Origin of the sequence: Alkalicoccobacillus murimartini (assembly GCF_030813245.1) — a bacterium.
Taxonomy (GTDB): Bacteria; Bacillota; Bacilli; order Bacillales; family Bacillaceae_D; genus Alkalicoccobacillus; species Alkalicoccobacillus murimartini.
Genome location: NZ_JAUSUA010000005.1, coordinates 295,455 through 307,580 on the forward strand (window position 1 = coordinate 295,455; position 12,126 = coordinate 307,580).

Genomic DNA, 12,126 nt, shown 5'->3' on the forward strand with positions numbered 1-12,126 from the left:
CCACATTATCCACATACATATCCACAGATAAAGGCGAAATAATGATACCCTTTACATTTTGTTTACACTTTCTAAATGTGTCTTAGTATTTCCTTCACATGTTTCTTTCATTATGATTTCCACATTATTCACACCTTGTGGATAATGTTATACACAGATAAAAAGAGCAGATTGGATAACCCAATTCATGCTCTTTTTAGTATGCCAATTCTTTTTTATTTCATAAAAAAAAGAACAAAAAGGGCTTACCCCTTTTCGTTCCTAATAAGTTACCGTTTATAATTCCATCCCTGGACGACCATTCAAATCCCATCCCGCAAATGAAGCTTGTTCTAATTGATAAAATGCTGCTGCACCGATCATAGCCGCATTATCTGTACATAAAGGTAATGGCGGTATAGACAAGGTTAGAGATTCAGCAAATTCTTTCTCCAAAGCAGCACGTAATCCTTTATTGGCTGCAACTCCTCCAGCAACAACTAATTGATTCACGCCATACTTATTAACAGCTGTCCTCGTCTTAGTTACTAGCACTTCTATGACACTCTCTTGAAAACTAGCTGCCAAATTAGCTGGATTCGTTTCTTCTCCACGTTGTTTTTGATTATGCACGACGTTTAAGACGTGTGACTTCAAACCACTAAAACTAAAATCTAAAGAATTTGGCTCAAGCCACGAACGTGGAAATGTCAAAACAGCTTCCCCTTCGTGTGCCAATCGATCAATATGCGGACCCCCAGGATAAGGTAAGCCTAACGTACGGGCTACTTTATCATATGCTTCACCGACAGCATCATCTCGAGTCATGCCAATCGTCTCGTAGTGTCCATCCTTCTCCATGTATATCAGCTCAGTATGACCACCAGATACAACCAAAGCTAATAATGGAAAATGCATTGGTTGCTCAAGTTGATTCGCATAAATATGACCTGCAATGTGATGCACTCCAATAAGAGGAAGTCCGTGTGCAAATGCCATAGCTTTTGCCGCGTGAACACCTATTAGCAGAGCTCCCACAAGTCCTGGTCCCTCTGTTACCGCCACCGCATCTAAGTCACTTGGTTTAAGGTTTGCTTCTTCAAGGGCTTGCTCAATTATTCTTGTAACTTGCTCTACATGATGTCTTGAGGCTACCTCAGGAACCACTCCACCAAAACGTTTATGGCTTTCAATTTGCGAAGCCACTACATTACTAAGAATGGTCGTTCCGTTTTCAATTATAGCTGCCGCTGTTTCATCACAACTTGTTTCTATCGCTAAAATTCGTTTTGTTTTTGTCATTTTAGAAATCCACCCACATTACCCATGCGTCTTCCGCATTGTCTTGATAGTAGTTTTTTCGTATTCCGCCTTTTTTCATTCCAAACTTTGCGTATAATCCTTGAGCTACGATATTTGATTCTCTTACCTCAAGTGAAACACGTTTCCCATCCATTCCTTTAATAACGGTAATGGCTGTTTCTAGAAGCTCTTCGCCGCGTTTTTCACCCCTATGAGATGAAAGAACCGCAATATTCGTAATTTGGGCATCGCCTGCTATAAGCCAAAACCCACAGTAGCCAATAATTTTTTCCTCTAACTCATATACGAGATAATGAGCATAATGATTCACTGTTAACTCATTTTCAAAGATGCCTTTAGTCCAAGGTGTCGTAAATGCATTTCGTTCTACTTCCATAACATTATCCACATCATCCATCGTCATAAACCTTATGTGGCTGTTACTCATTTTCTTTGCCCCGTATACCTTGCGCTTCTTGCCACTTCGCCTCAGCTTCTGACAATTGCAGATAATTTGGAACCAACGAATGAACGTCTGAGACAGGATTTTTCTCCTCACCTAAGGCTGCCAATTCAGCCGGACGCGGAAGTTGCATCGTTGGTGGTGCAAAGTGAGCAAGGTCTCCTAGTTTCTCGCGAATAAGCTCCTGATGAAGATTCAGATCGGCACCTGTGAATAAAACAGGTTGAGTGCTCAGAGCTAGTTGATCTAGCCAATCAGAGAGATCCATCAAACATTCTTCTTGCTGTTGAATGACACTTCCCTCATCACAAGCATAGAGCCCTGTATAAACCCGACCTCGACGTGCATCAATGATTGGACAGATCCGTCCTGAAAAATAGCGGCCCTGCTGCGCCATTAATTCTAGGCTCGACACCCCAACAAGTGGTATATCTAAAGTCCAAGCAAGCGTTTTGGCTGTCGTCACACCAATTCTTACGCCTGTATATGAACCAGGACCAACAGCAACAACCATATTTGTTAATTGCTTCGGTTCAATGCTGAGTTCTTTTAGTACGTCAGCTATCGCTGGCATTAATCTAAGTGAATGATTCTTTTTAATATGAGTGGTTACATCTGCTAAAACTTGTCCATCTTGCAGAACCGCTACGCCTAGAACATAAGAAGACGTATCCACCGCTAACGTTATTCCCATTCTGTTAACTCCTTACAAAGCTGTTCGAAGCGTTCACTGTGCGGCTCAAACAACAAATATCTTTTTTCTGTACCAGCGTGACGAATGGTAATATCTAACCGTTTTTCCGGCAGCTGCTCTGTAATCTTAGATGCCCATTCAATTACACTGATTCCCTCACCATAAAAATACTCATCCAGCCCAATATCTTGTCCACTTTCATCATCCAGTCGATACACATCCATATGGTAAAGTGGTAGACGGCCTTCATATTCCTTAATAATAGTAAAGGTTGGACTGTTTACAACTTTAGTCACTCCAAGACCTTTAGAAAGGCCTTTCGTAAAATGGGTTTTCCCTGCTCCTAAATCTCCCTCTAATGTAATGACATCACCTGCGTTCAACAAACGCCCGAGTTGCTCTGCAAAATACATTGTTTCTTCAGGAGAATCCATTCGTTTCTTAAATCTATTCATCGCTTCACCTTCATCTAAAATGATTAAACCCATTCTTCTTTAAGGGTTCGGTACCTTTTTGTCGTTGGATATACACGGGATGATCTGATTTTGGTTGTACCTCTCCTACTTTATGAATCGATACGCCCGCTTTTTTCCCTTTTTGTACAAGTTCCTCTACCTTTGAATCACATATTGTTCCAATCAGTTGAAAGTCTTCTCCGCCATTACATGCGTATTCAAGCATTTCTACCGCTTCTTTAGTTGCCCGTAAAGCTGGATGAAAAGGAATATCCTCTTCTCGAATAATCAACGTCACTTCACTCGCTTCAGCTAACTCATGTGCTTCACTTGCTAACCCATCACTCACATCATTTAAAGCCATACGCACCATCATGTCTGCACATATACGTCCTACCTGCACCTGTGGAAAAGGCTCTTGATGTAGTTTTACAAGCTGATGCTCTTCTTCATTAAAGAAACCTTCACGACCTTTATCTAACAAAAGTTCTAAACCTGCCGCAGAAGAACCAAGGGATCCAGTGACAAACACAGCATCTCCAGGCTCCGCCTTGCTCCGATACAGTTCGACATGTTCTTCAACTTGTCCAATAGCAGTTACAGTAATCACTAATGATTCTTTAGCAGAGACCGTATCACCACCAATAAGATCCATGTCAAATTGACCCGCCAAGTGCTTCATCCCTCGATAAAGTTCAGCAACTTCATGATCATTCCACTCAGAAGGTATGGCAATAGACACCAAATAAAACCTTGGTATGGCACCCATCGCAGCCAAATCACTAACATTTATCGCTAATGCTTTTCGGCCTATTTGGAACGCAGAAAGCGTATCTTTTGTAAAATGAACGCCTTCAATCATCGTATCAACACACACGACCTCTCGCATGTCTTTCGTGGATTGATACACAGCCGCATCATCTCCAATTCCAAGTACAAGGGAAGATTGATGATGCTTCTCAGGTTTGATACTTTCTATAAACTCAAATTCATCCTTCACGTCAGGGTCCTCCCCTACGACCAATTCATCGGGAAACTCTTTCTAGTGTTCAGTTTAGCTGATTTCAGATGAAGATGCCACAGTGGCCTAGTACTCAACTACACATAAAAAAAACCGAAGCATTCGCCTCGGTTCTTCTGGTATTTGGTATTGCGGGGGGAGGATTTGAACCTCCGACCTTCGGGTTATGAGCCCGACGAGCTACCGAACTGCTCCACCCCGCGTCGTTATAAAGTTAATGTCATTCATTAGTATGTACAGTTAATTTCATTCACATACAATTTCTTTGGCACAAGTTATATATTAGCATGCCCACCTTTATAATGCAAGCTATATATTTGAACTTTTTGCAAACAAAATGATTGCAACTTTTTTAAGATAGGAGTATGATTCTATCCATAGCTACAAAATATGAATTTTTTGTGACAGATTCATATAAAAAAAGGAGAGAATCATAATGTCAGAATTAAAAAATGCTTGTCGCACAATGCTCCTAACTCCTGTCGCACTTTTGTTAACATTACTACTTCTACCTGTCTTGCTTGTTACAGACGTGCCAGCACTTCAAACGTTGATTGAATATATAAATCATCAAGACAGCTAAAGAAATTAGCTGTCTTTTTTTCATAGAATATAATAACCAAAGCTATAAGCGAGAATTGACCCTACAATGGTTAAGCTGATATACCAAGATAAAGCTTTCCATTTTCTATGTCTGATTAGGTTAAAGGATTCCATACTAAAAGTAGAAAATGTCGTGAACGCTCCTAAAAATCCAGTACTTAGTATCAGTCCTATTCCTTCTGACACAACACCTAAATGAGCATGAAGAAGACCCAAAATAAGGGAACCACTGACATTTATAATGAGGATCGGTAGTGGAAAATCATGTTCACCTTGAAACCGGATAAGCCAAATACTGAGGGCAAAACGGCTTAGTGCTCCAAATGATCCCGAAAGACCTATTAACAGAAGACTCAAACCGCCCGCCTTCTCTCTCCAAGTCTTGTTCCAATAAACCAACCAATACCTACTGCTACTACCCCGCCTACCAAGCTACTCATTATATATAGGAAGAGATGAGAACCATAAGAAGCAAACCGAACACTCTCAGCTGCAAAAGCTGACATCGTTGTAAAACCTCCACATAAACCTACACTTAAGCCCACCTTAAGCCATTCAGGTTCTGATCGAATAAAAAACCAGCCCGACACGATTCCTAACAGTAAGCAACCCATTATGTTAATGATTAGAGTGGCATTGAGCCATGTATCAGAGACACTTATTATAGTAAGAACATATCTAAGACACGTTCCCAATCCGCCTCCAACAGCTACAGCTAAAGCCGTTTTTCGATTCATATTAACTCACCGCTCTTCTTTATGTATAATAAATACTTATATCATATTCTAACAGTATAGCCGCTACAAATATGATCTAAGTGGTATGATAATAGCATTATTAGGCATATCAATAACATGTACAGACAAAATGTTGAGGTGATTTATATGGACATTCTTTTAATTAAGCTCATTGCCTCCCTTATCTCGGGTTTTCTTATAGGGGTTGATCGGCAAATTAAACACAAACCACTTGGACTAAAAACCAGTATGGTCATTTGCATAGCCAGCTGTTTAATGACAATTGTTTCAATTGAAGCAGTAGCAAAATATGCATCAGAACACACTCCTAATATGGATCCCATGCGGTTAGCTGCACAAGTGGTTAGTGGCGTAGGTTTTCTTGGTGCGGGGGTTATACTTAGAAGAAGTAATGATGTGATATCAGGACTAACCACTGCAGCGATGATTTGGGCCGCTTCTGGACTTGGTATTGCCATTGGCGCAGGGTTTTATGTAGAGGCCACTTTTGCGGTGATTTTAATACTCATGGCGATTAATGTGATCCCAGCTATTTTTACTGCTGTAGGACCATCTTCCTTAAGCTCAAAGGATATACACACTCGAATTGTCGTTGCTCCCGAAGGACAAATGAGTAAAATCATTGACGCTTTACAAGTACGCGGAAAAACAATGAAGGAAAAACGAAACAAGCAGCTTACGGTGAGAGATGTTCAGATCAGTGATTTAGCAAGCGGTAATCAGCAAATGGATATTACCCTTTCTATCCCCAAAACAATGTATATCACAGATGTCTATTACCTCATTAAAGATATTGATCATGTTCAAACGGTTGATGTCGAAAAAAGGTAGTGCCGATTACCCAAAAACTAGCTATACTATATCTATACATTTAGCGACAGGATGGGTAGCAAAATGGAGTTTGTTAAAGAATTAATTGGACAGTATAGTTACTGTGGCATTTTTATCGCGTTAGTTGGAGGGATTGTGGGGCTTCCTATACCAGATGAGCTACTACTAATTGCAGTCGGTTATTTCTCTTATAAAGGTGAGCTTCACCTTATTCTTGCATTACTTATCTCTTGTCTTGGCTCTACTATCGGCATATCGATTAGTTATTACTTAGGCAAAAAACTTGGTCTGCCATTTCTTCTGACACATGGATCAAAGCTTTTTCTATCTCCTACTAAAATTGAGCGTTCTCAACGGCTCTTTCAAAAATACGGTCCCTTTATTCTAGTGGTCGGTTATTTCATCCCTGGTGTTCGTCATCTAACTGGCTACATCGCCGGAATATCTAACCTGCCGTTTAAAAAGTTCTCGCTTTATGCTTATAGCGGGGCCATTATTTGGGTTCACACCTTTGTTCTTGCAGGCACCTATATGCGGTGGGACTGGCAACGATTAAGTGAATCCATACTTGCTCACAAATTATTAGTTGGAAGTATTATTGGCTTTCTCATTCTGACGTTTGTTTGCAGTTATATGGCTTATCTAAGTCTTCGAAGAAAAAAACTAAATAGACAATATGAATCTTAATTGATAATCATGATCAACGAATGAGAATCAACTTTCTAAAAATGAGTATTCTAAATATAATTAATTATATTCATTACTATGTAACAGGTCGATCTAATATTGACCTGTTCTTTCTGCTAAGATAAACTAATGATATAAGCTCGACCTACATTGAGAGGAGTTTCAACTATGTTACCTGATGATTTAACCAAAGCTTTAAACAAACAAGTGAACTTTGAATTTTACGCTGCCCACTCGTATACAGCTATTGCTGCTTACTTTGCCAATCAGGGCTTTAAAGGCTTCCGGAACTTTTTCTTAGTACAAGCTGAAGAGGAACGATTCCATGCAATGAAAATCTACAATTACTTAGTAGATGTAGGTGAAAGAGTGATCATCGAGACGATGGATCAACCTAAGAATTTGTTCCAATCACCTCTTGAAGCCATTGAACACTCGTTAGCTCAAGAGAAGGATGTCACAAAGGCCATCTACAAAATTGCTGACCTGGCCCTTGATCATAAAGAACATGCCACAATTGCTTTAATGAATTGGTTCGTAGAAGAACAAGTTGAGGAAGAAAGCATGTTCCGTGATATGATCGCTAAAGTGAAACGTATTGATGTTGATAGTAGCGCCTTCGTTATGCTAGATTCTGAACTCGGCAAACGCTCGTTTGATGCTGAAGAAGAAGATTAATAAAGGTAGGAGAACAGGACGCGGTGGCGTTCTGTTTTTTTGTATCCAAAAAAACCCTCGTGTCGTCTCTACACGAGGGTTTCTATCTGGCGGGTCAACCAATATACTGATTAAAAAATGCAAGGACTCTTTCACTCACCGTGATTTCATTTTCTTTCTTAGAAAAGCCATGTCCTTCGTCTTCAAATACAATATACTCAATATCTGTACCTTGCGCACGTAAAGATTCAACAATTTGATCAGATTCTGCTTTTACTACTCGTGGATCGTTTGCTCCTTGGATCACAAGCATTGGTTTTGTCATTGTCTCTAAGTAGGTAGTGGGTGAATCTCGAGTAAATCGTTCTTTATCATCCACTGGGTCACCAATCCATTGTTTCATTATTGGTTTCCAGAACTCTGGCACACTATCATAGAAGCTAAAAAGATTAGATACTCCAAAGATATCAACAACCGCTTTGAAATACTCAGGGTGGCGCCCATGAAGCAGAAGCGCCATATAGCCACCATAGCTTCCTCCCATTAATAGAATCTTATCTTTCTCTGCATACCCTTGCTCAATCATATAATCAACGCAAGTTATGTTATCAAGGCGTGGTCCGTGTCCCCAATCCCCTTCGACCATCTTCTTAAAGTCAGAGCCATAATTGCTAGAGCCTCTAAAGTTAGGTGCTACGATACTATAGCCTTCGTAAGCAAGATGTTGAAACATGGCGCGAAAGCTTTTGACTTCAGCTGCTTGTGGTCCTCCATGTGGCCATAGAATAAGATGATGATTGTCTACTTCCGCTCGTGCTTTGAAATACAAGCCTTCGATTTCTAGTCCATCAAATGATTTGTAATGAATGATACTTGGCTCAGACAAGTATCCCTGATCTATCCCCTGAACCGTTATATTCGTAAGCTGCTCCCACCTTTGTTCTGGGGTAGCTTTATAAAGATTAATCGGTTTAATTGCGGTACCTCCAGCCACATACAATGTGTCCTTTTTAGAAAGAACAAATTGAATTAATTGTGTAGTGGGAATCTTAATCTCTTCTAATTCATTGTTTTTAATATCATATTCCCAAAGCTCATTGCTAACACCAGACGTAGAGGTTATGTATAACGTATCCTTCGCTTGATTTACCTTCAACCCTATTAAATCTATCCCATGCTTTTCAAGCACTTTTGTCATAACCTTTGTCTCAGCATCATAATGAGCCAAGTAGAAATAATTTTGGTTATAGTTTGTTGTAAAATAAAGATCTTTATCTGAAGTAAAAATAGCGCTTCCGAACGCATAGCCTTCATCTGGTTGCTCTACAAGGGACGTCAGTGTGTCATTCTCAAAAAGATAAGGTACGCTATGCGTGTTTGAGTACGTTTTTATGACAATAAATCGTGTTTCATTTATATTTTTTGCTGCTAAAAAAGAAGGTGCTCCTTCGCCTTGGTAAACGGTTTTGATCTCACCTGTTTTCAGATCATAAACATTTGAATTCAAGTAAGTTGGATTGTCATCCGTTGTATTGTAGTAAAGTCGGTGCCCATCATCTGATAGCCCCTCTATCATGTGACGCTGTCCTTCTTTTTGAACGAGTGCCTTAAGAGTTCCTCCTTCTTTAGGCAATGCATAGATTTGTGCGTTCTCATCTCCTTCATGATCAAATGAAGCAATAATAAAAGAACCATCCTTGCTATAAAGCAGATCATGACAATTTTCTCCGATTGACGTTAACTTATATGGAAATCTTGAGTCTGAATCCATAGCCCATAACTCATATTCACCACTAATATTTGATGAAAATACAATCTGATCTTCTTGCGGACTCACTGCAAATGTTCCAATTTTACTTAGTTCAAAAAATTGTTTTGCTTCTGGTTTATCAAATGTAATCATTCGTAATCTCCTTATATTATATAAGATTGGCATTGTATTCCTCTTCACAACTATTCTATCACTCCTTTTTCATCAATCACAAACATTTTTCCCAATTGTCTAAATACTGTTATCGCTTTAGGCTAGATAGAAACACAAACAGAGGAGATGAAATCATGCAGACATCGAGAATATTTGTGATTTTGACGAGCCTCACTCTTTTTCTATTATGTACTCCCATGATAGTAGAGGCTGGTTCATTCGGCAAAGGTGATCCGTATGGACCTGTTGGGGAATGGTATATCGGCGAGGACCCCATTAGCCCAAACGATAAACCACCCGTTTTATTTGTACATGGCTACAATAGTTCTTCTCTTACATGGTGGGAAGATAATGATATGTATGATCTCTTTCGTGATGCCGGTTACCAAACCGCTTTTATTAATTTACATCCAGACAAAGATATGTGGAAAAACGGAGAGATTTTATCGGACAAGCTTGAAGAAATATACCAGCATTTTGGAGAAGAACTAATGGTGATCGCACATAGCAAAGGCGGACTCGATACTCAGACTGCACTTGTTCATTTTGATGCTGAGCCGTACATTTCAAGAGTGGTTACTCTATCGAGTCCACATCATGGCAGCGAGCTTGCAGACTTAGCTCACAGTAACTGGGCATCTTGGTTAACAGGAATAATCGGCGCGAGAAGTGAAGCCACAGAATCATTGCAGACAGGTGCAATGTCACAATTCAGAACACAGACCGACAGCTTAGCTCAAGAAATAGATATTCCTTTTTACACTATTTCAGGGAACGATCCAGGTTCATTTAGTTCAGCGCTTTATTGGGGAAGAATGTACCTTAATTCATACGGGGAAAATGACGGCAGTGTGACCGTTAATCACTCCAAGTTATCGTACGCCTATGAAAGTACATCAGGCCCCTGGAACCACACAGAAGTAAAAACAGGAGAATTCACCTATCCCTTTGTTGAACCATTACTGAGGGCTGAGGCTTCATATCACAATCATGAGAAACAAGGAATCCCATATGAAACAGGGTCTATTATTCGAGGAGGGGAATTTGAAGAACAAGTAGAAACCGTGTTTAATATTGAACCAAATGTCGATACAGCCTCCGTGCATTTTCTAGCTCCTAAACAACTTGAAAATGCACAACTCATTGCTCCTGACGGTAAGGAGTATACTCTAGGAGACATACATCAAGAAGAGGAAAATGCCGTTTTTGAAGGGGCATGGACTCACTCCATTGAAGTTGAAAATCCACCCAAAGGGGAGTGGACGATTAACGTTGAAGGGGAACCTCAAGATGAGACGATTCCATATATGCTAGTGGTAGGTTTAGAGGGTGGAGTTTCCGGTGATGTAAAGATGTCTTCTAATTCAGCAGATATCTTGTTAGATGAGAACACCTTAGATCATAATAAAACAAGCTACACCATTCATATGGATGATGTACTAGTTGTTAAAGATAGCTCACAAGCATCCCTTCAATCCCGATCTCTTCCATATGATCAAGAAGGCGCTTATACGATTACAGTTGATGTATCTGGAGAAACGTCTGATCAATCCACTTTTGAACGTACATTTATTTATAATATTTATATAGATAAGAATGGAAACAAATTAACTCAATAATAGACAAAAAGATCGCGCATTTCCTATTGAAATGCGCGATCTTAATGCCCGGCAACGTTCTACTCTCGCAGGGGGAAGCCCCCAACTACCATTGACGCAGAAGAGCTTAACGGCCGTGTTCGGCATGGGAACGGGTGTGACCTCTTCGCTATTGCTACCGGACTTATATGTGATATTCTCTAACACAAATATTAGAATATCATGTCTACTAGATGAGCGCAATAGGTTACGCGAAATTTGTCGTAAGTTTTTTTATTTTTTCATGGGTGGTCTGTTTTAATCTAGTTGGTTTCGATCTACATCTATTGATAGAGTTGACTAGCGTGATCGTCTTGGTGTAGCGGGATCGGGGCTTGGTAAAAGTGGAATCGAGCTTGGTTGTTCCTTATGTTCGTTAAGGGGACGGTTCTTGAGTAAGGTTTTCTCGTCGAGGACAGAGATCGGGCTTGGTGTTTGGAGAGGGCTCTTACTGTTTAGTAGAAGTATCTTGCTAGTGTTGCCTTTTATCTTGATAGTGAGAAGGTGGGCTTGGTTTTCTCACATTTGTTCTTGCTAAGGATGTCACGAGCTTAGTAAATAGGGGATTGTCCTTGGCTTCTATCTAGTTTCTCTTGCTGACGCAGCAGGTTTCTTGGTGAATGGTTAATCTATCTTGATGATGAATACATTCATCTTGCTATCTCTTTTACTCCTTGGCTATGCAAATAGTCAATACCGTTTGCCGTTCTATCGGTGTAACGTAGTGGTCTTGGTGTTTGTTTAGTAAGAGTGCTTGGTAAAGCTAAGTTCTTTCTTACTATGGAGAGCGCCTCGCTTGCTAAAGTGTTGGTCTCTCTTGATATGACAGCCTGGGGCTTGGTATGATGACGTTCTTTCTTGATATAGAGGTCAGCGTCTTAGTAATCGCCGCTTGGTCTTGGTTATTCCTTCATCTCTCTTGCTGTCACCTTTCTCCTCTTGATACAAGCTTCATCCCTCTTGGTTTATCTAGCCGTGGTCTTGCTATTGAACTTTTTATCTTGGTACCGAGGAATCTCTACACAAAAAACCCCTTCACCCAATGGATCAACCATCAGATGAAGGGGTTCTTTTTTGGTGCCCGGCAACGTTCTACTCTCGCAGGGGGAAGCCCC

General features: G+C 40.2%; 14 protein-coding genes, 1 tRNA gene and 1 rRNA gene. 6 read left to right on the top strand and 10 right to left on the bottom strand.

Translation table 11 applies throughout. The features are described from left to right. Nucleotides 1-276: 276 nt before the first annotated feature. The 6 genes from tsaD to J2S05_RS16380 all read right to left on the bottom strand — a co-directional run bounded on the left by tsaD (nt 277) and on the right by J2S05_RS16380 (nt 4,117). The gene (tsaD, locus tag J2S05_RS16355; RefSeq protein WP_306984668.1) at nt 277-1,281 is read right to left on the bottom strand and encodes a tRNA (adenosine(37)-N6)-threonylcarbamoyltransferase complex transferase subunit TsaD; all 1,005 of its coding nucleotides are present in this window, start codon (nt 1,279-1,281) and stop codon (nt 277-279) included. Nucleotide 1,282: 1 nt separating this feature from the next. Then, complete coding sequence (gene rimI, locus J2S05_RS16360; RefSeq protein WP_306984670.1) at nt 1,283-1,729, bottom strand: ribosomal protein S18-alanine N-acetyltransferase; 447 nt, start codon at nt 1,727-1,729, stop codon at nt 1,283-1,285. Continuing rightward, nucleotides 1,722-2,438 carry a tRNA (adenosine(37)-N6)-threonylcarbamoyltransferase complex dimerization subunit type 1 TsaB gene (gene tsaB / locus J2S05_RS16365; RefSeq protein ID WP_306984671.1) on the bottom strand — a complete coding sequence of 239 codons (717 nt, stop codon included), beginning with the start codon at nt 2,436-2,438 and terminating at the stop codon, nt 1,722-1,724. The genes rimI and tsaB overlap by 8 nt, the downstream gene beginning before the upstream one ends. Then, nucleotides 2,429-2,893 carry a tRNA (adenosine(37)-N6)-threonylcarbamoyltransferase complex ATPase subunit type 1 TsaE gene (tsaE, locus tag J2S05_RS16370; RefSeq protein WP_306984672.1) on the bottom strand — a complete coding sequence of 155 codons (465 nt, stop codon included), beginning with the start codon at nt 2,891-2,893 and terminating at the stop codon, nt 2,429-2,431. Before tsaE ends, tsaB begins: the two co-directional genes overlap by 10 nt. A 10-nt stretch (nt 2,894-2,903) precedes the next feature. Continuing rightward, complete coding sequence (gene thiL, locus J2S05_RS16375) at nt 2,904-3,893, bottom strand: thiamine-phosphate kinase (RefSeq protein ID WP_306984673.1); 990 nt, start codon at nt 3,891-3,893, stop codon at nt 2,904-2,906. A gap of 150 nt (nt 3,894-4,043) precedes the next feature. Next, nucleotides 4,044-4,117: transfer RNA gene (locus J2S05_RS16380), tRNA-Met, on the bottom strand. Nucleotides 4,118-4,350: 233 nt separating this feature from the next. Between J2S05_RS16380 and J2S05_RS16385 the strand changes: the two genes are divergently transcribed. Then, nucleotides 4,351-4,497: a hypothetical protein gene (locus tag J2S05_RS16385; RefSeq protein ID WP_306984674.1), complete on the top strand. Its 147-nt coding sequence runs from the start codon at nt 4,351-4,353 to the stop codon at nt 4,495-4,497. A 20-nt stretch (nt 4,498-4,517) separates the two neighbouring features. Here J2S05_RS16385 and crcB read toward each other — a convergent pair whose 3' ends face one another. Next, entirely contained in the window at nt 4,518-4,874 is a 357-nt protein-coding gene (gene crcB / locus J2S05_RS16390; RefSeq protein ID WP_306984677.1) for a fluoride efflux transporter CrcB, read from the bottom strand. Beyond that, complete coding sequence (locus J2S05_RS16395) at nt 4,871-5,254, bottom strand: fluoride efflux transporter FluC (RefSeq protein WP_306984679.1); 384 nt, start codon at nt 5,252-5,254, stop codon at nt 4,871-4,873. The genes crcB and J2S05_RS16395 overlap by 4 nt, the downstream gene beginning before the upstream one ends. A gap of 147 nt (nt 5,255-5,401) precedes the next feature. Here J2S05_RS16395 and J2S05_RS16400 point away from each other — a divergent pair, with 147 nt between their 5' ends. The 3 genes from J2S05_RS16400 to J2S05_RS16410 all read left to right on the top strand — a co-directional run bounded on the left by J2S05_RS16400 (nt 5,402) and on the right by J2S05_RS16410 (nt 7,471). Further along, nucleotides 5,402-6,106 carry an MgtC/SapB family protein gene (locus tag J2S05_RS16400; RefSeq protein WP_306984681.1) on the top strand — a complete coding sequence of 235 codons (705 nt, stop codon included), beginning with the start codon at nt 5,402-5,404 and terminating at the stop codon, nt 6,104-6,106. A 63-nt stretch (nt 6,107-6,169) separates the two neighbouring features. Beyond that, nucleotides 6,170-6,793 (top strand): DedA family protein, encoded by a 624-nt coding sequence (locus J2S05_RS16405; RefSeq protein WP_306984684.1) that lies wholly within the window; start codon nt 6,170-6,172, stop codon nt 6,791-6,793. A 168-nt stretch (nt 6,794-6,961) separates the two neighbouring features. Then, nucleotides 6,962-7,471, top strand: coding sequence for a ferritin (locus tag J2S05_RS16410; RefSeq protein WP_306984686.1), 510 nt, complete (start codon nt 6,962-6,964; stop codon nt 7,469-7,471). Between the two features lie 94 nt (nt 7,472-7,565). On the opposite strand, the gene J2S05_RS16415 is transcribed toward J2S05_RS16410, so the two are convergent. Then, entirely contained in the window at nt 7,566-9,353 is a 1,788-nt protein-coding gene (locus J2S05_RS16415; protein WP_306984688.1) for a S9 family peptidase, read from the bottom strand. A 155-nt stretch (nt 9,354-9,508) separates the two neighbouring features. Here J2S05_RS16415 and J2S05_RS16420 point away from each other — a divergent pair, with 155 nt between their 5' ends. Continuing rightward, nucleotides 9,509-10,993 carry an esterase/lipase family protein gene (locus tag J2S05_RS16420; protein ID WP_306984690.1) on the top strand — a complete coding sequence of 495 codons (1,485 nt, stop codon included), beginning with the start codon at nt 9,509-9,511 and terminating at the stop codon, nt 10,991-10,993. Between the two features lie 46 nt (nt 10,994-11,039). Here the strand turns inward: J2S05_RS16420 and rrf are convergent. Further along, nucleotides 11,040-11,155 (bottom strand): 5S ribosomal RNA (rrf, locus tag J2S05_RS16425). A gap of 698 nt (nt 11,156-11,853) precedes the next feature. Here rrf and J2S05_RS16430 point away from each other — a divergent pair. Then, a partial coding sequence (locus tag J2S05_RS16430; RefSeq protein ID WP_306984692.1) for a hypothetical protein occupies nt 11,854-12,126 on the top strand: 273 nt, incomplete at its 3' end.

Excerpts from the sequence above, each read along its gene's own strand:
- tsaE (WP_306984672.1), bottom strand. The coding sequence starts at position 2,893 with ATGAATAGATTTAAGAAACGAATGGATTCTCCTGAAGAAACAATGTAT.
- J2S05_RS16405 (WP_306984684.1), top strand. The coding sequence starts at position 6,170 with ATGGAGTTTGTTAAAGAATTAATTGGACAGTATAGTTACTGTGGCATT.
- tsaB (WP_306984671.1), bottom strand. The coding sequence starts at position 2,438 with ATGGGAATAACGTTAGCGGTGGATACGTCTTCTTATGTTCTAGGCGTA.
- J2S05_RS16395 (WP_306984679.1), bottom strand. The coding sequence starts at position 5,254 with ATGAATCGAAAAACGGCTTTAGCTGTAGCTGTTGGAGGCGGATTGGGA.
- J2S05_RS16410 (WP_306984686.1), top strand. The coding sequence starts at position 6,962 with ATGTTACCTGATGATTTAACCAAAGCTTTAAACAAACAAGTGAACTTT.
- J2S05_RS16420 (WP_306984690.1), top strand. The coding sequence starts at position 9,509 with ATGCAGACATCGAGAATATTTGTGATTTTGACGAGCCTCACTCTTTTT.
- J2S05_RS16415 (WP_306984688.1), bottom strand. The coding sequence starts at position 9,353 with ATGATTACATTTGATAAACCAGAAGCAAAACAATTTTTTGAACTAAGT.
- rimI (WP_306984670.1), bottom strand. The coding sequence starts at position 1,729 with ATGAGTAACAGCCACATAAGGTTTATGACGATGGATGATGTGGATAAT.
- J2S05_RS16385 (WP_306984674.1), top strand. The coding sequence starts at position 4,351 with ATGTCAGAATTAAAAAATGCTTGTCGCACAATGCTCCTAACTCCTGTC.
- tsaD (WP_306984668.1), bottom strand. The coding sequence starts at position 1,281 with ATGACAAAAACAAAACGAATTTTAGCGATAGAAACAAGTTGTGATGAA.
- J2S05_RS16400 (WP_306984681.1), top strand. The coding sequence starts at position 5,402 with ATGGACATTCTTTTAATTAAGCTCATTGCCTCCCTTATCTCGGGTTTT.